Here is a 23,578-nt window from a genome sequence, read left to right on the forward strand (position 1 = left end):
ATGCCACTTTCGAACCGTGCCGTGGCTCACTTCCAACAAAAAAAGCCACGGATATTCATCATCCGTGGCTTTCGATCGTGTCTAGTGACTTGAAGGCGCTGCGTTATTAACGGACAACCTTCAGGCTTACGTCCGCATCGGCAGTGGACGGAACTTGTTGCGGGGGCGACACTTGGCCGCGACCGGCAGGTGCCGTGGCCCCTGGCACCTGCTGCATGACGCCCACACTCGGATTGGACAGAGATCGAACGCCGCCAGCCCCTTGGTTCAGGACACTTTGCAGGAGTTCTTCCAGGCGTTCGCCACGCGGATTGATTTCGACGACCGTTCCGTCCGGACCAACGAAGACCAGGAACGGCAAGGCCTCGACGCCGCAGCGCTGGGCGTTGGGATCCCCGAAACCGGTGTTGTCCGGGTCGGCGCTGATCACCGTCGGCCAAGGCAGGGCATTGCTTTGGAAGAACGCACTACGAGCACGCGGATCGTCGTCCAGATTGACGCTGACCACCTCAAAGCCCTTGGCACGGTACTTCTGATAGACCTGCTTGATGTTTTCCATTTCTTCGATGCAGATGGGACACCAGGTCGCCCAGAAGTCGACCAGAACCCACTTCCCTTTGTACTGGCTCCAGTCGAAAGGGGTGCCGTTCAAGTTGTTGCCTTCGACAACGAATGGCTTGGCGATCAGGCCCGTGCGTTTTTCAGCGTTGGAAACCGAAACCTTCACCGACTCGACAACCTGCGGATCAGGGTGATTGCCGTAGAACTCAAGCATCAGGTTGGCCAGCTTACGAGCCAACTGCATCTTGCGGTAATCTTCCATCTGCATTTCGATGGTCGAGAGCATTTGCAGTGGTTCAAGATCTTCCTTCGGCTTGGTGGCAATCCATGCTCGGACAGCAGCGATCAGTTGATCCTCGGCGGCTTCGTTACCATTGGCGGCGGCCATCATCGTACCGAGGATTTTGTACTGCATGATCATGTCGTCCAACTCGGCGGCACGGGCAGCGAGCTTCTCGTCCTTGGCCCCAGTGAAGGAATTCTTCATCATCGTCAATATCGAAACGGCTTCGTTGGTATGTCCCATCCGGGCAAAGACCGTCGCTGCGTTTTCAGCGACACCGAAGTGCATGATGTCGGCGTTGGGATCCTCGATGATATATCGCGCGTCTTCCAGCACAGGCTGAAACAGCGAAGGTTCTCCGGCAGCAAATTGAGCCAACATCTGCTCAAAGAGGAACAAGCGAGCAAAACGCGAGACCTCCGGATCGTTCGATTGGGCAATGTTCTGAGCAAATTGAATGCGTTCCTGGCGAATCTGCTCTGCTTGATTCGGAAGAATCTGAATCAACATTTCGTACGCATTGAATTTGAACTGAACCGCGTTGCGACGCTCTTCGGAAGTGGCTCCCTGGCTGACCAGTAGTTTGTCGGCGGCCGTGATCACGTTGGAATAAACCTTGGTCGCAAACTGACGCAGCTCCTGGGGCGTGGCGTTATCGGGAAACGGAACGGCCGTCAGGTTGTTCATGTAGGTCAACAGTTCCGTGGGCGTTCCGTCTGGCACGTTGTCCAGGTTCATCTCGGCCGCCAGTTCGGCTGCCGTAAGCGGCGGTGGAAGTTCGGGCTGACCGGCGGCGGGGTTCCCGCCGGCATTAATCTGCATCTCCGCAGCACCCTGGGCCGCCATGTTCGCAGCCTGAGCACCACCAGCTTGTGGCTGCTGAGTGGAAGTTAACTGAGCCGGAGTCGTACGCTGCGTTGCCGCAGCCGTGGCGGGATTGGCCGGGGCTTCTACAGAACTGGAAGCGGTGACCTCAACAGCAGGCTGATGAATCGGAGCCGGAGTGGAAGCCGGTGCCGATGCCGCAGGGTTACCCGATTGTTCAATACTCACCGCTGGTGGATTCGCTTCACCGCCGCCGCAACCGGCCAAAGTCAGTCCAGCAGAAGCCGCAAATACCGCGGACCAGCAACACTTGTTCAGCAACACTCGAACTCGCATGGAACACTTCCTGATGAAATTTCTCGGATCCTTTCCGATTGCCCACGGAAAGTCGCGGCGGGATTGTAAAACAATCGCCAATTGGACACAGCGCCGATTTCAGACGATTCTGCTGGCAACTACCCACCGAGAAAGGGGGCGAGTTTGACGTTTCAGTGAACGCTAGCGTCGTCAAATTGCCCGCTGAAGATAGTCCGGCCGCCATCCACCGGCAAACAAACCCCGGTCACGAAGGGACTTTCCACCAGGAATTGAACCGCCTGAGCAACATCCTCCGGCTCTCCCAGTCGCTTGACGAGCGTCGCATCGATTGCCGCTTGACGTTTGACTTCGCCGGCGTCTTCCGGCAAAAGAACCTGCCCTGGCAACACGGCATTCACGCGAATAGCCGGATTCTCAGCAGCCAGGTCGATGGCCAAACTCTTGGTAAGCGTAACAAGCGCCCCTTTACTGGCAATGTACGCCGAGAACCCTTTGGCCGGACGCTGCACCGACCAGTCGGCGATGTTCACGATCGCCCCACCGGTGGCCTGCTCCTTCATTCGCTGAGCAACGAAGCGACTGCAGCTGAGGACCGCAAACGTGTTCACCTGAAACAACGATTCGACGTCTTCGGAAGTTAACTCATCGAGCGGCGTCGGAAAGAAGATGGACGCCGAGTTGACCAACACGTCGATTCGACCGAAGTAAAAGTGAACCTTATCCACCATGTCCTTGATGGAATCTTCTCGAGATAGGTCCGCCTTGAATGCACTGGCCTCGATCCCCTGCTCTTTCAAGCTCTCGGCAAAGCGTTTTGCCTCGTCGATCGATGTATTGGCATGAACGGCGATTCGATAGCCGCAATCGGCGAGATGCTGCGCGATCACCCGCCCGACACGTTTCGCACCACCGGTAACCAGGGCAACAGGACGAACGTCGCCGAATGTTCTTTGCTTGCCGTTGATCATGGGGCGATCACCTTGGCTTCCGGATTCGCTTCGTGGAACTTCTGAATGATCTTCCAAGCCTCCGTTGGCGAGTCGGCAAAGCTGAGCAGTTCCAGATGCTCATCCCGAATAACCGCTTCGTCGGCCAGGAATTCGAAATTGATGGCCTGCTTCCAGTATTCTCTACCATACAAAATGATGGGGATGGCTTGCATCCGGTCGGTCTGGCGAAGAGTCAATGCGTCGAACAATTCATCGAACGTTCCGAAACCTCCGGGAAACACGACCAAGGCCTTGGCTCGCATCAGGAAGTGCATCTTCCGCATCGCGAAATAATGAAACATAAAGCACAAGCCTGGCGTAATATACGGGTTAGGATGTTGTTCTTCCGGCAACGTTATGTTGAGCCCAATGCTCGGGGCTCCCACGTCATGGGCCCCGCGATTACCCGCTTCCATAATGCCGGGCCCCCCCCCAGTGACGATCACATAATCGTAACGATCGTTGTTGTACGAGTGCCGTGAAACAAGCGAGGCGAAGTCACGTGCCTCGTCGTAATACCTCGATTTGGCCAATTGCCGTTCGGCTCGGTGGATCGCACGTTCCAACTCCGGGCGGCCTCCTTCTCGCTCTCGCTGATGCCTCAGCTTGTCGAGGTGCTCTTGAGCCTTCGACTGTTCGACGATCTGCGTTCCTCCGAACAGGATGATCGTCGAGTTGATCTTTTTTCGCCGCAGATACAACTCAGGCTTGGTGTACTCCAACTGCATCCGTAGGCCGCGCATTTCCTCGCTCTGGAGGAAATCGGTATCCAATTCTGGCAGGACATAGCTGGGGGAATTTACTATTTGCTCTAGGTTTTCTTGTTCTTGGGGGTTCATCATGTTTGCTCCTCTAAGTCGAACGATTCTCCCATCCGTGGAATGAGCGTGCGAAAGCCGAACCGTCGCCGCATCAGGCCTGACAACACCGACGCACTCTCCGGTTCGCCGTGCGTCAGAAAGACGAGTTTCGGTTTGGGAAGCCCCGAAACCCATTGCAATAGTTCGCTTTGACCGGCATGACCACTCAGGCCAGACATCGACGCCAAATGAGCGTTGACCGGGATATCCCTTTTATGAATCCGGACGGTCTTCTCCCCTTCCTGGATCCTGCGTCCCAAGGTGCCAGCTGCCATGAAGCCCCCAGCAAGGAGCGTATTCTGTGGCCATGGGAGTCGCTGCCGCAAGTGAAATAGTATTCGCCCCCCAGTCATCATGCCTGAAGAAGCGATGATCACCGCAGGCCCCTTCAACTTGTTCAGCTCCCTTGACTCTTTGGAACTACGCACCATGTGCACATTGGATGCATTCAAAACGCTGTCGGGGCCGTTCAATCTCCCTTCAGAAAGGTCGTGGTCTTCGGCGAAGTCGCGGAAGATCTCGGTAGCATCGATCGCCATCGGACTATCCAGGTAGATTGGAATCTTGGGAATTCGGCCATCGTGCATCAAGACCTGAAGCAGGTAGATCAACTGCTGAGCCCGTCCGACGGCAAACGAAGCCATCAGAATCACGCCTCCGCGCTCGATCGCTTCGTTCATGGTCGTTTCCAAGTCGTCGAGCACGTCCCCTTCAGGGTGATCGCGATTCCCATAAGTGCTCTCGCAAATCAGAAAATCGCATCGTGGCGGATCGTGGGGGTCGTGGTATAGCGGGGCGTTGTAGCGACCAACATCCCCGGAGAATAGTAATCTCAGCGGAGGATCCTGATTACGAATCTCGACCTCGATCATGTTCGACCCCAACAGGTGTCCCGCGTCGTGAAATCGAATCCAGATTGGACCGGCCGCATGATGCCACTGGGAACGTGGCTTAGCCGTCAACTGCTTGATTGCTTTGCGAGCATCTTTCGGGTCGTACAGCGGCAACGCCGGCTTATGCTTCGACAACCCCTTGAAATTGAAATACTCGGCGTCACGCTCCTGGTTTTCGGCGGAATCAAGCAGTAGAAGTTCCGTAAGCTTTTTTGTCCCTGGCGTACAAAGAATAGGGCCGTGGTAGCCATCCTTGACGATTCTCGGCAGGTAGCCGGTATGATCGATATGGGCATGCGTCAGCACGATTCGATCCAGCGAGTCGGCGGAGAATGGGAGTGGGTCCCAATTTCGTAAACGTAATTCCTTCAGTCCTTGAAACAATCCGCAGTCGATCAAGACCTTTGCATCATCCGCTTCGAGCAGATACTTTGATCCAGTGACTGTTTCCGCCGCTCCGTGAAACGTCAATCGCGTCATTCGACTACCTCATGTGCCTATGGTGCCTGGCTTCCTCTTTCTCTAATCTGATCCACCCGCGTTCGGTTTACAATGGGATGTCCTTATAACGAGAAAACGCTCCATGTATCGCGACAAAGACTACCTGCTGACCCAAGACGATCTGATCTTCAACGTACTCGGAGACCAACACGACGCGGGATTTGTAACAGCTGGCTTGAAATATGCAAACGGCAAGAAGTGGCTCGACAGTTACCACGATGCGGCCCGCTTCCTGAGAGATTCCTTTCCCGCGTATGCCGACGGCAAGATTCGCGTCCCCGTCGATCGCGTCCAGCAACACCTGAAACCGCAGGAGCGTACGCGACACTTGTTGGCCCAACAGCAGCAAGCTTCCGAGCTTCTTACGTTGGCCATCGACCTGGTCCATATCCTTGCTGAGCACTGTGACGTTCCGGCATCGGAAATCGGCATCACCGACTCACTACTCTGGGGCACTGGCAACGAGAGTTCCGACGTCGACCTGGTCATCTATGGGAGCGACGTAACCACACGCTTCTTGACCACTTCGCACGAGCTATTTCAGTTCGATGACATCGAACACATCGACCAACAGTTCGTGCAACGTCCCCCAGGTGTCGACGATCGAACTTTCGAGGTAATGCTAAAGCGGAAGGGCAATCAAGGATTCTATCGCGGAACGCGTTTCAGCATTCGCGGAGTCCTGACGGACGAAGAACTATTGTGGGCTCCCGAGAGAAAGACCCCATTCCGGTCTGCAGAGCCCAGACAATGCGAGCTTGAAATCAGCGGACGTGACGACAGTTTGCTCTTTCCCGTTTCGTATGACACCACCAGCGGCATTCCACTGGTCTCCTATCACATCGGCTACGAAATGAGTTTTCTCCCCGGAGATAAGGTTCGCGTTACGGCCATGCACGAGACCGGTGATGCGGGAGAGCGGCTGCTGGTGGGGTCGGTCTCGGGACATGACGAAGTAATTCAATGGGTCGCGACGGACTAGGCTTCGTTTGACAAATCGATCGTCGGTCCGAGGCCGATCGAATCGATGTTGATGGCAAGGAGGGGGAAGCAGGCGAATCCTCTAGATTCGGCGATGCAGCCTGACGTAGTCCAGCGGCATCGAGTTCGGCGGCCGAAACCAGAACGATTTGTCAAACGAAGCCTAAGATTCCGAAGCGACCTCGGTGCCTTCCTGAATCCATGTTCGCAGCTGACGATAGTTCGTCTTGCCGGTCCCCAGGACAGGGATCCCCTCGACCCGGCGGACTTCGTCTAATCGCATGATCCCTTGGAAACCGGCCTCCTTTAAACAGTCGTTGGCCTCGCGCAAGGTGATTTCCTCGGTCGTGAACAACACGATACAACGTCCGCCATCCTGCTCGACCCCTTCCACCGCGACCTTGGGCCCTTCTTCATCGGCCGGGAATTTCTCTGCCAGCGGGGCTTCGAGCGCCGGCAAGCTGACCATCTCGCCACCGATCTTCAGGAAGCGTTTCATGCGTCCTCGGAACTCGATAAAGCCCTCCTCATCCTTCGAGCACAGGTCGCCGGAGTTGTACCACTGGTGGCCATCAACCTCTAAAAATGGTTGCGGTTTGTCATGTTTGTAATAGCCATTAAAGACCGACTCTCCTCGAATCAGCAGCAGGCCGGTCTCTCCTTGGGAAAGGGGTTGGTGCGTTTCAGGATGAACCACCAGCGTTTCAACGCAGTTGATCGATAATCCAATCGTGCCAGGTTTGTTGCTTCCAGGACGGTTACCGGAAACCACTGGGCTGCACTCAGTGATACCGTAACCTTCGAGCAGATCCAGCTTGGGCAGGATTTCCATGGTCCGCTCGTAAAGTGCTCGCGGGCACTTCTCGGCACCGACTAATACAAGCCGCAGCGATTCAAGTTCGCCAGGCTCGCTGCTACTCACGATGTACTGCAGGAACGTCGGCGTGGCGAACATCAGCGTCGGCTTGTAGGCCGCGATGATCCGAGCCAACATCCGCGCATCGGTCGGGTCGGCATGATGAACCACGCGAATGCCAGACAGAATCGGCATCAGCGAGGTCGCCGTCAGCCCGAAACTGTGAAACGGCGGTAGAAATCCCAGCAACGTATCACCTCTGCGGAAGTTCATATGATCGATGCCGCCACGCATGTTGGCAATCAGATTCTTATGCGAAAGAGGGACGGCTTTGGGAAGACTTTCCGAACCTGATGTAAACAACACAACGGCGGGATCATCCACGCTGGGCTTTGGCAGATTCCGCAGGAACGAGCCTGGGGCGATGTAGGTACCCACCAGGGTCTTCAACTTCTCCAGTGTCGAGATCTCCTCGCGTACGTCTTCCAGGTAGAACATCTCGACGCCATCCATGTCGACCGCCAGTCGGTCCATGAAACGGCGCGACGTAATGACGTATTTGACTTCCAGCTTTTCGGCGGCATGCTTGAGCCCCGCGGGGCCGGTTGTCCAGTTAAGCATGACCGGCAATTTGCCCGCGATGGACGATGCCAGAAGCACCGAGTCGGCAGCCACCGAAGCCGGCAACATGACACCCACAGCGTTTCCATCAAGCTTGGCAATCCGCTTGGCAAGCAGCGTCGCCCCGATCAATAGTTTGCGGTAGCTCAAGCAGCCGGATAGAGGATCGGCCACAGCAGGATTATTAGCACTCTTGAGGGCCCGACGAACAAACGCTTCGGCAATCGTTTCCGCGAGAACATCAGGGTGATCGGTATCTGCCTGGCGAACGTCATCCCAGTGCTCAGGCACTTCTAAAGGCTGTTCGTCGCTGATTGCCTGACCGGCGGCCAACAGACACAATTCGCCCACCGTGGCCGGTACATGGTCGCTACGAAACCCAAAATGACGTTCAAGTTCGAGGGCCAGGTCCATCCGTTCCAGGCTATCGAGCCCTATCGAATCGAGCGTTGTCCCTGGCTCCTTTTCACTTTCATCCAGCTTTCGATCGAGGCGTTGCTCAAGTATCTCGTAGACTTCGGTGATGATCTCCGTCGAGATCTCGCTGACGTCGACGTCCGACTTCTTTTTCACGGCATCGAAGTCGAAGTCGCGAGGGCCAAACCAGTGGCTATAGGGTACGTACTTGGCCTCTTCTCCACCGTCGGCATTGTAAAACGCTTCCAGGTAGCGATTCAGGGCCGACTTGTTTTCCATAGGAAGAGAGTCTCGGTCGACCGGCACGACTTCCAGCGTCACTTTGCGTTTGGGCAGAAAAAAGACGAATCCCGCGATAATCCACCAGAGCGATGCCAACGCATTCTTGCCCAGCGTCGGAACATCCCCTTCCTGGGCACAACCAAAGCGGCTCCCCCAAAGACCACGCGTGCGGACTAACACGACATTCACGTTATCGACGCGTTCCAAGAGTTCGTAAGCGATTCGCGCTCCACCGACCACTTCATATCCCTGCCGCTGCAAACGCCCGCTGGGATAGATCAGGAAGTTTTGCCCCTGCTTGAGTTCTCCGGCAACCTTGTCGATCAGTTCTGTCGTTTTCGCGTGGGCATCACGGCTATGAGACTTCAGATTCGGAACCTCGTACGCGTCGATCATCTTCATAATGGGAAAGAAGAGCGGGCTTCGGTACGTGTCCGTGAAAACGAGGGGCCGAAGCGACTTCCCAAATCGAAGATGACTCAACACCGTTGGCGGATCGATATAAGCCGGATGGTTCGGCCAAACCAGGATTGGCCCCTCCAGGCCTTCCAGCTTCTCAAGCCCCTTCACTTCCACTTGATAGCGGCGATGAAGGAGCATTCGCAGCATGAAATAGAGAAGCGATTGCATCCACTTTCCCATAATAGCCGAACCCTTGCATTCGTAGAAACTTGCTGTGTGTCTACGGTTTACGCGTGAAACTTCGTGGCAGGGGGCAATCTCACCGGAAGGCGAGTTGCCCTATTGGTCAAATTACTCCGAATTGTGCAAATCGATAAAGACAGATCCAGACTTATCCCGCTTCGATTTTTGTCTGCTGCGCCTTATGATATGTGTGGATTCATCCCCGATCCCTTTGATTATCGCCTATTGGAAACCATGCAACATGCCCTTGCCGACAGACCGCGTCGAATTGAGCGTCATTGATTCCCATACCGGGGGGGAGCCTACCAGAACCATTATCGGAGGTGCACCCGAGCTTTCCACGAGCAACATCGCTGAACAAATACAAGAACTGAAGCAAGAGCACGACTGGATGCGGACGGCTTTGACCCATGAACCTCGCGGGTACGAAGCCATGGTCGGGGCACTTCTGTTGCAGCCGCACAATCCCGAAGCGGTCGCTCGCGTCGTTTACTTTAACAATGTTGGTTATCTCGGAATGTGCGGGCACGGTACGATTGGGGTCGCCGCGACGCTTTCCTATTTGGGTAATATCTCGCCAGGCGAGCATTTGCTGGAAACGATTGCCGGCGATGTGATGTTTACGCTGCACGAAGATAATCGAGTTTCGTTTGTGAATGTCCCCAGTTACCGCTACCAGACGAATGTGCCCGTGACGACGAAGAACTTCGGCACGGTGACGGGAGACATCGCCTATGCTGGCAATTGGTTTTATTTGTGCGCCGATCACGGTTTGAATATTTCACTGGGTAACCTGGCCGAACTCGATAAGTGTTGCCGTGAGATTCGTCACACGCTCGACGCTGAGGGGATCGGCGGCGAGAATGGCGGCATCATCGATCACGTCGAATTGATTGGCCCTCCGGGTCGAGAAGACGCCCAAGCCAAGAACTACGTCGATTGCCCTGGCGGTGAGTACGATCGTTCCCCTTGTGGGACTGGAACCAGTGCGAAGATCGCTTGCCTGGCCGCTGCCGGTAAGTTGGAGCCCGGACAGACTTGGGGACAAGAGTCGATCACCGGCAGCTTGTTTGAAGGGTCGTACGTCTGGCAGGGTGACAAGGTCCTCCCGCGCATCATGGGCGAAGCCTTCGTCACCGCAGAGACCAAAGTCATTATCGACCCCACCGACTCCCTCACGTTTGGCTTCAGCCAAAAGCAATGCCTCGGAACCCCTGAAAGCACCCCACGTTGAGCAGCTCGACCATTGTAATTGGCGGCGGCGTCGTCGGTACGGCGACTGCCTACTATTTAGCCAAGGCCGGGCATAAGGTCACGATCGTCGACCAAGGCCGCCACGGCGGGGCCTGCTCGCACGCGAATTGTGGTTACGTCTCCCCAAGTCACGTACCGCCCATTCCCAAGCCTGGCTTGATCGGTCCGACGATGCTGTCGATGCTCAGCAGTGAGTCACCGTTCTACATTCGACCGAGGCTTTCCCCTTCGCTCTGGAGTTTTCTGCTGCGTTTCTGGTGGAACTGCAGCGAGAAGCAAATGAAGAACGCTGCTCGGGGGAAGCATGCACTGCTCGACTCCTCGCGTCATCTCTACGAAGAGTTGATCGAAGGAGAGGGGCTCAACTGCAATTGGGAAAAGCGAGGGCTGCTATTTGTCTTCAAAGACCAACACCACTTTGATGAGTTCGCAGAGCTAAGTGAGTGGGTAGCCGGGGAATTCGGCGTTACGTCGAGTCCCTACGCTCAGGGAGATCTGCAAAAGCTCGAGCCTGCGTTGAAGGACGAAGTCGCCGGTGCCTGGCACTACCCCAACGATGCCCACCTTCGCCCCGATCGGCTGCTTCGTTCCTGGAAGACGATCCTCGAACAGCTCGGTGTGAAGATTCTCGAACAGCACAAGGTAACCGACTTTGTTCACGAAGGTCGCCAGCTGAAAGCGATCCGCTGCGGCAGTGAAGAATTGGCCGCCGACCGCTTCGTGATTGCCACCGGTGCCTGGAGTCCTTTCTTCAACCGGAAGTTGGGCTGCAAGCTGCGAATCCAGCCGGGCAAAGGTTACTCCATCACCATGGCGCGACCGTCGATTTGCCCTCAGATACCGATGCTGCTTGAAGAAAGCCGCGTCGGTGTAACTCCCTTTGAAGATGGCTATCGGCTTGGCTCAACCATGGAATTCGGTGGGTACGATCCCAGCATTAACACCAAACGGCTGGCACTGCTGAAGAAGGGTGCTTCGCACTATCTCAAGGAACCGTTCACGGACGAGACCTACGAAGAGTGGTACGGCTGGCGTCCCATGACGCCGGATGACCTACCGTATATCGATTTCGCCCCTAGATACAACAACGTGCTGATCACCGCCGGACACAGCATGCTGGGGCTTTCGATGGGAGCCGGCACCGGTAAACTGGCTTGGCAACTCCTTGACGGTTTGCCCCCACACATCGATCCCACGCCGTACCGATTGCGGTAGTTTGACGCGTCCGGAAACCTAAAGCACAATAAAAGTGCCGCTTCGCCTCACGCTTATCCATTTTCCTACCGCGTATCGAGAAACTTCCCATGCGAACCCTAGCGATTCTGCTTTCTGCCCTGGCGTTACTGTTGGCTCCACAAACAACGTCGGCTGAAGATCGCAAACCGAATTTTGTGTTCTTTTTGGTCGATGATCTCGGCTGGACCGACCTGGGCTGCTATGGAAGTTCGTTTTACGAAACTCCCAACGTCGATAAGCTTGCCGCAAGCGGCCTGAAGTTCACCAATGCGTACGCGGCTTGCCAGGTGTGCTCCCCAACCCGAGCCAGCATCATGACAGGTCGTTATCCGACCCGGACCGGAATTACCGACTACATCGGCGCCGCTCAGCCTGAGCGTTGGAACCGCAAGACCAAGATGCTGCCGGCTCCCTACGAAATGCAGCTTGCTCATGACGAAACCACCATCGCGGAACTTCTCAAGCAGAACGGCTACGCGACCTTCTTTGCCGGCAAGTGGCACCTGGGCGGCGAGCAGTACTGGCCGGAACACCAAGGCTTCGACGTCAACCAAGGTGGCATCGACCGCGGTGGCCCTTACGGTGGCAAGAAGTATTTCTCACCCTATGGCAATCCACGCCTGAAAGACGGTCCCGACGGTGAACATTTGCCGGATCGCCTGGCTACCGAAACAGTCAAGTTCATCACCGAGCATCAAGACGAACCGTTCCTGGCGTATCTTTCTTTCTATTCGGTGCATACGCCGCTGATGTCTCGCGAAGACCTCAAGCAGAAGTACCAGCAAAAGAAGGAAACGCTCGAACATGGAGAAATCTGGGGACAGGAAGGGGAACGCAAAGTACGTCTCGTCCAGGAACACGCGATTTACGCTGGCATGGTCGATGCCATGGATCAAGCCGTGGGCAAGGTGCTTAACGGCATCGACCAGCTTGGGCTGACCAAAGACACCGTCGTCATCTTCATGTCGGATAACGGCGGCCTTTCGACCTCGGAAGGGCACCCGACGAGTAACCTGCCGCTTCGTGCCGGCAAAGGCTGGATCTACGAAGGTGGCATTCGCGAACCAATGATCGTTCGCTGGCCTGGCACCACCAAGGCCGGCACCGAGACTTCGCAGTATGTCAGCAGCGTCGACTTCTTCCCCACGATGCTGCAAATCGCCGGCATCGAGGTTCCGAAGAATCTAACGATCGACGGCATGAGCTTTGCCCCGGTCCTCGAAGGCAAAGAGATTGATCGCGGTGCGATCTACTGGCACTACCCTCACTACGGCAACCAAGGGGGCTCCCCCACGTCTGCGATTCGCGAAGGAGATTGGAAGCTGATCGAGTTCTATGAAGACGGCCATCTCGAACTGTACAACATAGCCGAAGACATCGGCGAACAAAACGATTTAGCCGCTAAGAAGCCGGACCTCGCCGAGAAGATGCACGCAAAACTCAAAGCGTGGCGGAAGGAAACCGGCGCCAAGATGCCCACGCATCGAAAAGATGCTTAGTTCACCGGCTTCTTCAGCTCACTCTGCCACTGGATCAGTTTCTGAAACGCATCCAGTGGCGTCAGGCCGCTGAGATCAGTTTGGCGAATCTCTTCGACCACCGGATGTTCACTCGGCCCGAACAAGGTCAACTGAAGATCGGTCTTGGGGTGCCGATCCCGCTTGGGGCGAATCTTCGATTGCCCATCCAGGTCCAAGTGCTCCTGCTCGAGTTGAGTCAGGATCTGCTTGGCACGTTCGTTGACGTCGTTGGGAATCCCAGCCAGCCGGGCTACATAAATCCCATAGCTCTTGTCAGCGGCCCCAGCGACGATCTTGTGCAGGAAGATGATCTTGTCGTCCCATTCCTTCACCGCCACATTCAAGTTGGTCACGCGGTCGAGCGACTGCGACAAGTCAGCTAGTTCGTGATAGTGCGTGGCGAACAACGTGCGACAACCAATTCGATCGTGAATGTACTCGACGATCGACCAGGCCAGTGAAACCCCGTCGTAGGTGCTGGTCCCTCTGCCAATTTCATCCAAGATCACCAGACTACGTTCGGTTGCCGTATTGAGAATCCGAGCCGTCTCGGTCATCTCGACCATAAACGTACTTTGACCGCGTGATAGCTCATCGCTTGCTCCGACGCGTGCAAATACCCGATCGACGATGCCAACCCTGGCTTCCTTGGCCGGGACAAAGCTGCCCATTTGGGCCATGATCGCAATCAGCCCGACCTGGCGAATGTAGGTACTTTTACCCGCCATGTTGGGACCGGTGATGATGGCGATATCGTCCGCATCTTCCCCACCGAGCATCGTGTCGTTGGGAATGAAGGTGCCAGCTTCCTCGGTCACGTCCAGCACGGGATGACGTCCGTCGACAATGGCCAGTTCTTTGCCGTCATCGATTTTCGGACGACAGTAATTGCGATCGCGGGCCAGGTTCCCCAGCGAAACCAACGCATCCAGGTTGGCCAGAGCGGTGGCCGTACCGCGAAGTCGATCGGCGGCAGCTTGCACGAGATCTCGTAGTTCGGCGAACAGGTCGTATTCCAGCGTCTTTGCTTTCTCGTCGGCCGACAGAACTTTCTCTTCGTACTCTTTCAGTTCCGGCGTGATATAGCGCTCGGCATTTTTAAGCGTCTGCTTGCGATGGAAGTAGGTGGGGACCTTTTCCCGATGGGCGTTGGTGATCTCGATGTAGTAACCGAAGACTTTGTTGAACCCCACCTTCATGTTGGGGATGCCGGACTTCTTGCTTTCCTCGGCCTGGTAGTTGGCAATCCACTGCTTCCCGCCGGCAGCCAGGCCTCGCAACTCGTCCAGCTTGGCGTTGTAACCATCTTGAATGAACCCACCATCGGCCGTCGTCAGCGGACAATCTTCAATGAGCGCCGCGGCCAACTTATCGTGCACCTCAGGACACAGGTCAATTTGACCTTCAATCTCCCCCAGCAACTTGCTCTTCCGGGAGGTCACTTTCGCCTTGATTCGCGGAAGCTTGGCGAGGGTGCGTCCGACGAAGCTTAAGTCGCGTGGACTTGCCCGGCCTGTGGTAACGCGGGTCAACAGCCGCTGCAGGTCGTAAACGCCTGCCAGTGCATCGCCGAGTGCCTCGGACAGCGTCAAATCGTTCTTTAGTTCCTCGACGGCATCGTGACGTTCACAAATGGGCTGAACCGATGCCAAGGGGCTTCCCAGCCAATCGGCCATCAAGCGGCTTCCCATCGGTGTGCGACAGCGATCCAGGATTGAAATTAGCGTTCCATCCCGTCGTTGATCGCGAATGGTACGGGTCAGTTCCAGCGAACGTCGCGTCGATTCATCGATCTCAACGGCATTGGTCTGCCGATAGGGAATCAGCGTCTGCAAATGCTCGAGCGAGCCGCGCTGCGTCTCTTGCAGATAGTCGAGGATCGCACCGGCCGCTCGAATTGCCAGGCGGTCCCCCTCCTCAAAGCCGAAACCATCCAGACTCTTGATTTCGAAGTGTTTCGAAAGTTTCTCGTCGGCCGACTTCCCTCCAAACGCCCAGGCCGGACGCTGCGTCTGTAGGAATTGCCCATTCATGTGCTTAGGCAGCGCGTCGGTCCCTTCGGAAAGCAAACACTCCGAAGGGGCAATTCGTGCCAGTTCGTCAGCAAGTCGGGCCGCCGAGAAGACGCCGGCCAGGAATCGTCCGGTCGAGAGTTCGATCCAACTAATCCCAGCGTGATCCCCTTCGCATAAAACGGCGGCCAGAAAATTGCTTTCCTTGGGACTCAATAGTGAATCATCGGTCAGCGTGCCGGGAGAAAGGATACGAGTGATCTCGCGTTTAACGATCCCCTTGGCTTGCTTCGGATCTTCAACCTGATCACAGATACCGACGCGATAGCCTTGCTGGATCAACTTGGCAAGATAAGAGTCGAGTTGATGGTGCGGAAAACCAGCCATCGGGGTGGCGTTTTCCCCTTTGTCCCGGCTGGTCAGGGTCATCCCCAGGACTTTGGAAGCGGTGACTGCGTCATCGTTGAATAATTCATAGAAGTCACCCATGCGGAACAGCAAGATCGCGTCGCCACAAGCATTCTTTGCTTCGTGGTACTGCTGCATCATTGGGGTCATCGCCATCTTCACAACCTATCGTTTTCCTGCCGACTATGCTTCCAAGCGGAGAATTCCTATCACCAAGAGGAACTCGCTTGCCAGGGGCAAACCACCACAAAATTAACATAACAGGCGAAGCCCTGGCGATGCAGGAGGGGCAACTTAGACAGCTGAGATCGAAGCAAGTATGAAGAAACGGTAATCCTTCGCCAAATTCGCTGTTTTCAGCTGAACATAAACCAAAAAGGATGCGTTCGGCTAATGGCTCGATCTAAACTCAATGGCTGCAAGGATGCGGTCGTAAGAATGGGCCATTCCCAGGAACCCGTGACTTCAACCAGGAGTGCCAGGGGCAAACGATGCCGGACGACCTGATCCGCTTTAAGTGCAAACACTGTAAGAACACGATCAAAGCCAAGCCAAAGTATGCCGGCAAAAAGATCTCGTGTCCTGGCTGCCAACAGGCCATCCGCGTACCTAGCGGGGAAGCTGGGTCCGGTTCTGACCATAAAAGGAAATCGGAAAAGTCCAACAATAAGGAACGCGGAGACTCAACGGTGATCCTGCGAAACTCTCCGGTTGCCTCGGAAGCTCAGAAGAGGGAAGGAAAAAAGCTCGGGATCAAGTTTAAGGAAGACATCTCCGCACGTGAGTTGTCGGAACTGATCGAATGGGAAAAGAAAAACCGAGCCCAGAGAATCAAAGCGGCCAAGAATAAGCTCGAGGCCATGCTCGCCGAATTGACTCCCATGGAATTCATGGAAGAGATGCTCGTCCGTCGGCAGACAGGCATCTTACTATTTGTCGACGCCGACGAACTCGGTGGAGATATGGAGAACCTTCCCAATTGCACGGCCCAGATCTTCTCGACCGACGACCTGTCTGAGTCGGACATGCCCGCGATGCTGCAGCATGCCCTGGCGCAGCTCCATGCCGGCCAGGACGTTCCGCAGACCCGGCATCAATATGACACCGGCGAGGACGAAGATTAGCCACAGCACGAAGTAGAAATACATCCGTGCTTGTGGCTATCTATTTCCAACGAACCGCTAGTCTTTTGCCGACATGCGATTGTAGAGTTCGGCCATCATTTCGCTGACCTTAACGGCCATCTGATAGGCCTCGGCATCCAACAAAATGGCCGGATGGCTGGCGATATGCTCGCTCCAGGTGGCTTCCGTCACATAGATGCGATCGACCGCCTCGTGATTTCCGAAGCTTTCGGGACCATATTGCTCGTTCAGTTCCTCCATCGAGAGGGAGTTTTCTTCGCAAGCGGCTGCCAACAGTTCTTCGCGTTCGTCCATGTCCGAATGTCCTTATTCACACAAACAGCGCATAGAAAGACCCATAACTCGCCGTGAGTTACGGGTGCAAAAAAGTGGGCAATGAGGGGCTCGATACCAAACTGCAAACCGACCACCTTAAGTTATTACTCCTTCGGATTTTAGCCAAACTGAAGTAAAGCCAAACTTTGCGAGTGATGACGTATTTGAGGGCATTCGCGGCAAGTCGGCTCTTTTCGATGGGGTTTATCCACTGCCTGGCCGGCGATGCTGTCACATGAAAACAGCGGCGATGCGTAGGGTGCAAGCGTTGCCAGCCATCCCCAGGGGTGGCACAATCAATGGAACGATCGGCGGGGAGTAGCTACCCCGCTTGCTTGGCCAGTCACGAGGCAGGGTTTTCCTATGGCCCTGGCCTCGTGACTGGCTCTTTCACATAGGAGTCTTTTGCCATGCATGGCCCAGTATGGATATGCCCCAGCGTTTCGCAGCGGGTGGAACTTCTCAAACTGAAAGCGACGTTCGAAGCGTTTGAGGCGGACAAGTTTTATTCCGTCATCGTTCAGCACCAAGGCACCGCGACTAATAGCGTGTTCCTGGACTTGCCTGCCTTCAAGAACCTCCTGCCTACCTCTGAGGACGACTGGAACTGGATTGGCGAAAGATACGGTTTTCCCGTCTCAGCGATTGCTGCTTATGGTAAAGAAGCACCCGAGAAAGCAAAAATCTATCGTCGATTCTATTTTTTGAGCAACATGCCCAGGGTGCTGTTTGATGCTATTGGTCAGGCCGGAAATCTGATCGGTGATTGGACTGCCTTTAGCAAGGTGCCCAAATGCACTCGAGACTTTCCGATTCCTGCAGGCGTGTGGATGGGGTTGCTCTATGACAAATTCACCGATCCATCCATTGCCCCTGACTGGTGGATCCCTGGTCAAACCTTCAAGTTCTCCAAAGAGATTCATGGGGCATTTATCACGATTCCCAACATCGCAACCTATAGCTTGCGTGCAATCGATGTCCTGGCCGGCAAGCGATGGAACGGCAGGTCGATCTACCGAGCCCCCGTTGCAAAAATGCTGCAGGATTCAACTAACGAACTTAACGACCGTTTGGCCGTACTTCATTACCTTATCCTTGAACTGCAAAAAGCATGGCCATCACCCACGATTCACGGCATTGACGCACCACAATTGGAGATCGATCTTGTTTGGGAACTACTCTCGACAGTACCCGTTATCGAATCGTCACCACTACCGAACCTTCGGTTTCCGAGCCAAGAAGATCTAGCCTATTGGGACCGCTCAGAAGAAACAGAGCAGCAAATTAGAAATGCTTTTGCGATCTACCATGAATCTGTCGGCAAAGTGCTTTTGGCGCTGTTAAAGCATCGCAGCCAAGAGAGCAACGAATCAACCGGCACCAAGGAAAACTCGCAAGTTCCAGATAAAACCAGCGATTCGCATGACTGCCCCCACGACACTATTCAGGCAGGCGAAGTCGAGAACAACGAAAAAGGCCAGAATAGTAGTGTTCCAAAAGGGGTAATCGAGGAACGCGAACTACTTAAACAACGCTGGCTTCAATTCAAGGAAGACTACAAATCCGACAAATTCACCAGGGTCAGCCATGCCAATTTTGTACTATGGCTCAAGCAAAAATTTGACACTGAAACTCATGATGAAGGTGAAGTGAAAAGCGAACTGGACGCCCATCGCAAATGGGAAGAGCGGCACGAGAAGGCCGGACGCGAGAGTATTAAATAGCTGCATGTCCGGGCATCCGGCCAAATTTCTTTCGCATTGTTTCGCAAATAACTTGCTGCATGTTGCATCTCTGGTACTGCAATTTGCCCGGACATTTTGCCCGGACACCCGGACAAATCAAGAATCCGCCCAAACATCTTAGAAGATAGATCTCTGCACAGGGCAACCGCCCGTTCTCAAACGCAGGAGATCAGAGATGCAGCATACGATTGACCTTTCGCCTACGGCTGGGGACACCCCTACCGTCACGGCAGAACCTATTCTGGTTGGTGCCGACAAGGCAGCCCCATTACTGTCGATCAGTCGCCGGTTGCTTTGGACGCTGACACAAGCCGGAGAGATTCCCCACACCCGCATACGCAATCGGGTTCTGTACTCGCCTCGCAAGCTTCGCGAATGGATTGACCGACAATCCCAAGGGGGTGCCAAATGATAATCCGCACACCGACCCCGAAACGTCCATCGAGGGAAACCAGTGACAGGCCACACGACCAAGAGCCGTCGCCGTTCATGAACAAGCTAAAGACGGCAAAGCTTTTCGATACGACGGACCGCACAATCTCCGAGTGGGTTCGAACGCGGGGAATGCCTCACCTGAAAATCGGCAGCCTTATTCGCTTTCATCGGCCAACGGTCGAGCAATGGGCACTCGCGCAGATGCAGGGCGATGTCCCGACCACGAACGAAAAAAGCCCAGGTGAGGGACCAGCTCACCCGGGCCAAGTTTCCGCGTCGAACCCCAGCGACCAAGCAGGAGAAACGACCGATGATCACCCGAAATAGTACACCCACCAACCCAAAAGCTCAAGCCAAACGATTTCCCGGTGGACTGCATCGCCTGCGGTTACCTCACCCCAGAACGGCAGCGGCTCGAGAACGGGTCACACCGGAATGGGCATTACTTGCCTGCCTGGTGGTCGATCCAAACCTAGTCGATCTGCTGCCGATCACGCCCGACCTGTTCACCGATCCTGCCGCCCAAGCCGTGGCAGCTGCTTTGCTCGCTGTCCAATCGCGAGGGCCGGCAGTCTATGACCTTGACGCTTTCTCGCACGAGTTATCTCTGGTCGCATCTGACGGCCCCGCATTGATTCGCCGGCTGCGTTGGTCGATCGATGCCACCGACACGACACAGCCTGCCGAGTGGTTCGGCCAGGTTCAATACGATGCCCGCAAACGAATGGAGTCCCAGCGATGATCCAGCAGACGCAAGCACCAAACGAGATCCATCTGGCCAGCAACCGGAGAGGCATCCCTAGACCCGAGGGAGGATGGCCGGAAATCGTCATGGACGATAACACCCGGCATCCCTTAGAGATCAACGGTAATCTCGCCAAGGAAAAGGCACTTAGCATGAAAGTCGACAGCGAGATACGACGCGAAGGCCAGCAACTGCTACGAAAGCTCTTGCTGATTCCGCGGGCATCGTATCTCGCGATCGCAGCTACCGAAGGTATCCCTGATTTCAATATGCCTGTTTCAGAAAGCCAGCTTTGGGCGTTCGAGACTTCCCGGGCAATTACCCAAAAACGAAATCAAATACTTCAGTGGATACTCACGGAGGTAGGCCCCATCGCTGAATCAGCTTTGGCGGATCTGGTGAAGATAATCGACGCCAACCGAGATCGATTAGAGCAGCTGCATAAGTAACAGGCCCACAACAAGCCACGACGCACGACGCGAATTTCGACATGGTAGTTTCGACAATGATCAGCAAAAACATTCCGGCAAACTTCTCCCCTCCCATTGCTACGCCTTCCGTGGATGGATCGAACGGCCACGGCCGGCGAACCTTTGACGCTGCAGAAGTTAAAACAGCAGCTGCGGGGCGTACGCTAGATATCCTTGTTCATGTTGCCGGCATTCCTTCGAGCAAGCTTGACGGCCAGCATCACAGCTGCCCGGCTTGTGGTGGCACTGATCGCTTTCGCCTGGTCGATCCAGAAGCCGGCGCCGTTTTCTGCAATCAATGCTTTAACTCGAATAACGGCGATTTTTTATCAGCATCACAGCACTTTGGACGCACAGGGGATTTCCCGGAAACGCTTCAACGTATTGGCGATTTTCTAGGAATGCAGCCGACCAGGGAAGCGACTACCACCCCAGCAACCGTTGACGCTGTTGGTCACTTGGCGGCAATCAAAAGCTGCCCCAGGGAATCACTGATCACTTATGGGGCCAAGGCTGAAATACACCAGCAGGGCTCAAGCAGTGAATTTAAAGTCACGTTTCCCGTCTATGCCCCCAATTGCCAGCCATGCAGCGATTTCAGCATCTGGCCATATTCCACCAACAAGAAGCGTTTAAAGGGCATGCTGGCGAAAGGGAAACCGGCCGGCGTGTTTCTGCCTCACAATGCCGATGGGACGCCCCGATTTCCCCAGCCTGGCGAAACATGGCTGATCGTCGAAGGCGTGAAGGATGCGTCCGCATTGCATGCCAAAGGCTTTATGGTTGTTGGCATCAACGGCGAAAAGCTGTCACCGAAATTTGTGGCACTCTTCAGGGGCTGCAATGTAGTCATTGTTCCCGATCGCACTACCAGCGCGGAAGAAAAGGCTAATGAATCTGCCGCACGCCTGGCCGGCTTTGCCCAATCGGTTCGGGTGGCGGTGCTGCCGTTGCCCCTGGACGGCTCAAAGGGGGACGATACGCGTGATGCACTGAAACAGCCCAACGGTGAAGAGCTTGTTAAAAACGCGATCGAGGGTGCCCTTGAATGGCAGCCCAATCAGAAAAAGATGAACCAAGGGAGTGGCGATGAGGAGCCAAGCCACTGTGATATTGCTGCTCAGATTTGGGCCGAAAGCCTAGTTGATAAAGCAAATGAGCTTAGCCGCTACTGTCGGCACCAGAAAAAAACTTGGAAATGGAACGGACACACCTGGGAGCATATTGAAGATGATCACTTTACTAAGGTCATTTGGCAGCACATGCACATCAGAGGACAGCGGCCAACCAAGAGCAAAGTAGCAAGCGTCGAGCAAGCTCTTCGCTTGATGATCCTGGCACCCACAACAGGAGATTCAACATTCTGGCTATCACCTCCCAGGGATATGCCTAGCAACTTTGATCCTCAGTCCGCAATCCCTACGAAATCCAAACTGATTTTCCCGACTGCCGGCATGCCAGCAGCTGGTTGGCCGGTATTCGACCGGACTGCGGCATTCTTCACGACAGGCGCCCATGACTTCGATTTCGATCAGCAGGGCGAGAATTTAGTTTTTCCTGACTGCCCAAACTGGAAGAAATATCTTTCAGAAATCTTCGATGATGAACTTGACCAGATTCTGACATTGCAAATGTTCGTCGGGTATTGCCTGACAGAGTTGACGAATCAGCAAAAATTCTTGCTTTGGTCCGGTCCCAAGCGTTCCGGCAAATCGCTTGGTGCCAAGATGATTCAGTTGGCCGTAGGGAAGCACCTTGTAGCGTCCACAAGCCTCCTCTCTCTGGCCGGGTCTCATGGTATGGCTTCCATGGTTGGGCACCGGTTAGCGGTACTGGCTGACGAACGCCGGCTTTCACGGCAAACGGCTGCGGAAGTTCTGCCGAGAATCCTCTCGATCACTGGCGAGGATTACGTACCGATCAACCAGAAGTACCGTGAAGAATACGCAGCGAGATTGTCAACTCGCTTGTTGATTCTCAGCAATGAGACTTCGCCGCTGCTTGATGAGGCTGACGCTTTAACGTCCAGGATGCTGTTGCTGCGTACGCGTCGGTCATTCTCAGGATCTGAAAACATCTACCTGGAAGAGACGCTTCGCGCCGAGCTCCCTGGCATCCTGGGATGGGCAATGCAGGGCCTGGCCATGATTCTTACGGGCCAACGACTACGCAGTCCAGCCAGCACCGAAGAGGATTTTTTGTCAATCCAAGAGGACTCCAACCCGCTTTCAGAGTTCTTTGCTGATTGCCTGGTTAGTGATCCCGTCGGATGGATCCCCAATGACAGCCTGCATGATGCAGTGCGACGTTGGGCCGATGAACGGCAACTATCGACCATTGCAAAAATAAGCCCCAAGAGGATCGCAACCCTTCTGATAAACGCCATGCCGCATGTTAAACGAGCACGAAAAACGCACTTCAATAAAACCACGCGAGGATTTTCGGGGGTGAGCTTAAAGACCGACAACCTATGACACTTTAGAACCTTTGCGGCCATGTCGTAGCGTGCAAAGTGTCACGGAGAAATTCAATCAACCAAGCCAGGCATGACACTTGGACACTTCAATGACAGTTTCATGACACTTTAGAATTTTACCTAACTCCTTTATCAACTTACCCTTACTTATTTCTATGACACTTGGACACTTTTATTTAGAAAATATCCATAAGGAAGAAGAGGAAAAGGAAGGAAAGACAGGGGTGAAAGGGTGCAGGGGTTAGTAGGACCACATTCAGGGAACAAAGTGTCCATGTGTCATGGTGCCAAGCCGCTTAGTTTTTGAGTCACGTTTCGAGAGTCGGGAATTTTTCCAGTCCATGACCAGCAATTTTTTTCAGAGGTGAGAAATGATCCGGAAAGCCATGCCAAAAATTTCACCGTTCGGCGGTGCCTACGTTTTGAATCCCCCGAATCGATCAACCAGACTGCGATGGGGAATTGGGAACTTGCTTTTCGTGGAACGGGTCACCGGTGGTGAATTCCATGCGAATCGATCTACTGGCCGGTGGCGATGGCTGTTTCGAAATGTCTGGCGACCGGAAGTGATCGAGATCCCCGAGGGGCATTTTCGGCATCACGCTTGGCGGACGATGCTTCGATACGGACTCTACCCAGGCCCTGACGATGTTCACGATGTGGTCGACGCCACGAAATTTTTCTGTCTGAACCCACAGTTTCGCCCTGGCGAGAACGGCCGACTTTTCCCAGATATCTGGACGGGGAAATTTCTTCCGGCATACGAAGGACCGGATAGCCTCCTG

At 54.8% G+C, this 23,578-nt stretch carries 18 protein-coding genes; 11 read left to right on the forward strand and 7 right to left on the reverse strand.

Annotated features, from left to right (window positions below):
- Window positions 1-106 precede the first annotated feature (106 nt).
- The 4 genes from Pan97_RS16790 to Pan97_RS16805 all read right to left on the reverse strand — a co-directional run bounded on the left by Pan97_RS16790 (window position 107) and on the right by Pan97_RS16805 (window position 5,209).
- Complete coding sequence (locus Pan97_RS16790) at window positions 107-2,005, reverse strand: TlpA family protein disulfide reductase (RefSeq protein WP_144974514.1); 1,899 nt, start codon at window positions 2,003-2,005, stop codon at window positions 107-109.
- A gap of 152 nt (window positions 2,006-2,157) precedes the next feature.
- Entirely contained in the window at window positions 2,158-2,955 is a 798-nt protein-coding gene (locus Pan97_RS16795) for an SDR family oxidoreductase (protein WP_144974516.1), read from the reverse strand.
- Window positions 2,952-3,818, reverse strand: a complete 867-nt coding sequence (locus Pan97_RS16800) for an LOG family protein (RefSeq protein ID WP_144974518.1) — start codon at window positions 3,816-3,818, stop codon at window positions 2,952-2,954. Before Pan97_RS16800 ends, Pan97_RS16795 begins: the two co-directional genes overlap by 4 nt.
- Window positions 3,815-5,209: an MBL fold metallo-hydrolase RNA specificity domain-containing protein gene (locus Pan97_RS16805; RefSeq protein WP_144974520.1), complete on the reverse strand. Its 1,395-nt coding sequence runs from the start codon at window positions 5,207-5,209 to the stop codon at window positions 3,815-3,817. Before Pan97_RS16805 ends, Pan97_RS16800 begins: the two co-directional genes overlap by 4 nt.
- A 103-nt stretch (window positions 5,210-5,312) precedes the next feature.
- On the opposite strand from Pan97_RS16805, the gene Pan97_RS16810 reads away from it, so the two are divergent.
- Complete coding sequence (locus Pan97_RS16810; protein ID WP_144974522.1) at window positions 5,313-6,212, forward strand: hypothetical protein; 900 nt, start codon at window positions 5,313-5,315, stop codon at window positions 6,210-6,212.
- A gap of 162 nt (window positions 6,213-6,374) precedes the next feature.
- Here the strand turns inward: Pan97_RS16810 and Pan97_RS16815 are convergent, their stop codons facing one another.
- Entirely contained in the window at window positions 6,375-9,017 is a 2,643-nt protein-coding gene (locus Pan97_RS16815; protein ID WP_165698811.1) for an AMP-binding protein, read from the reverse strand.
- 256 nt (window positions 9,018-9,273) lie between these two features.
- On the opposite strand from Pan97_RS16815, the gene Pan97_RS16820 reads away from it, so the two are divergent.
- From Pan97_RS16820 to Pan97_RS16830, 3 genes are all read left to right on the forward strand, one after another.
- Window positions 9,274-10,266: a proline racemase family protein gene (locus Pan97_RS16820; RefSeq protein WP_144974526.1), complete on the forward strand. Its 993-nt coding sequence runs from the start codon at window positions 9,274-9,276 to the stop codon at window positions 10,264-10,266.
- Window positions 10,263-11,501, forward strand: coding sequence for an NAD(P)/FAD-dependent oxidoreductase (locus Pan97_RS16825; RefSeq protein ID WP_144974528.1), 1,239 nt, complete (start codon window positions 10,263-10,265; stop codon window positions 11,499-11,501). The genes Pan97_RS16820 and Pan97_RS16825 overlap by 4 nt, the downstream gene beginning before the upstream one ends.
- 89 nt (window positions 11,502-11,590) lie before the next feature.
- The gene (locus tag Pan97_RS16830) at window positions 11,591-13,021 is read left to right on the forward strand and encodes a sulfatase (protein WP_144974530.1); all 1,431 of its coding nucleotides are present in this window, start codon (window positions 11,591-11,593) and stop codon (window positions 13,019-13,021) included.
- Here the strand turns inward: Pan97_RS16830 and mutS are convergent.
- Window positions 13,018-15,612 carry a DNA mismatch repair protein MutS gene (gene mutS, locus Pan97_RS16835; RefSeq protein ID WP_144978480.1) on the reverse strand — a complete coding sequence of 865 codons (2,595 nt, stop codon included), beginning with the start codon at window positions 15,610-15,612 and terminating at the stop codon, window positions 13,018-13,020. The genes Pan97_RS16830 and mutS overlap by 4 nt on opposite strands.
- A 341-nt stretch (window positions 15,613-15,953) precedes the next feature.
- Here mutS and Pan97_RS16840 point away from each other — a divergent pair, with 341 nt between their 5' ends.
- Entirely contained in the window at window positions 15,954-16,586 is a 633-nt protein-coding gene (locus tag Pan97_RS16840; protein WP_144974532.1) for a hypothetical protein, read from the forward strand.
- A 57-nt stretch (window positions 16,587-16,643) separates the two neighbouring features.
- Here Pan97_RS16840 and Pan97_RS16845 read toward each other — a convergent pair whose 3' ends face one another.
- Window positions 16,644-16,901, reverse strand: coding sequence for a hypothetical protein (locus Pan97_RS16845; RefSeq protein WP_144974534.1), 258 nt, complete (start codon window positions 16,899-16,901; stop codon window positions 16,644-16,646).
- Between the two features lie 431 nt (window positions 16,902-17,332).
- Here Pan97_RS16845 and Pan97_RS16850 point away from each other — a divergent pair, with 431 nt between their 5' ends.
- The 6 genes from Pan97_RS16850 to Pan97_RS16875 all read left to right on the forward strand — a co-directional run bounded on the left by Pan97_RS16850 (window position 17,333) and on the right by Pan97_RS16875 (window position 22,791).
- Window positions 17,333-18,646 (forward strand): hypothetical protein, encoded by a 1,314-nt coding sequence (locus Pan97_RS16850; RefSeq protein ID WP_144974536.1) that lies wholly within the window; start codon window positions 17,333-17,335, stop codon window positions 18,644-18,646.
- 196 nt (window positions 18,647-18,842) lie between these two features.
- Window positions 18,843-19,079, forward strand: a complete 237-nt coding sequence (locus Pan97_RS16855; RefSeq protein ID WP_144974538.1) for a helix-turn-helix domain-containing protein — start codon at window positions 18,843-18,845, stop codon at window positions 19,077-19,079.
- A 77-nt stretch (window positions 19,080-19,156) separates the two neighbouring features.
- Window positions 19,157-19,429 carry an excisionase family DNA-binding protein gene (locus Pan97_RS27180; protein ID WP_165698812.1) on the forward strand — a complete coding sequence of 91 codons (273 nt, stop codon included), beginning with the start codon at window positions 19,157-19,159 and terminating at the stop codon, window positions 19,427-19,429.
- A complete protein-coding gene (locus tag Pan97_RS16865) occupies window positions 19,413-19,844 on the forward strand; it encodes a hypothetical protein (protein WP_144974542.1) in 432 nt (143 codons plus the stop codon). Before Pan97_RS27180 ends, Pan97_RS16865 begins: the two co-directional genes overlap by 17 nt.
- 89 nt (window positions 19,845-19,933) lie before the next feature.
- Window positions 19,934-20,296, forward strand: a complete 363-nt coding sequence (locus tag Pan97_RS16870; RefSeq protein WP_144974543.1) for a hypothetical protein — start codon at window positions 19,934-19,936, stop codon at window positions 20,294-20,296.
- 56 nt (window positions 20,297-20,352) lie between these two features.
- On the forward strand, window positions 20,353-22,791 hold the full coding sequence (locus Pan97_RS16875; protein WP_165698813.1) for a primase-helicase zinc-binding domain-containing protein: 2,439 nt from the start codon (window positions 20,353-20,355) through the stop codon (window positions 22,789-22,791).
- Window positions 22,792-23,578: the final 787 nt, after the last annotated feature.

Origin of the sequence: Bremerella volcania, from assembly GCF_007748115.1 — a bacterium.
Classification (GTDB): Bacteria; Planctomycetota; Planctomycetia; order Pirellulales; family Pirellulaceae; genus Bremerella; species Bremerella volcania.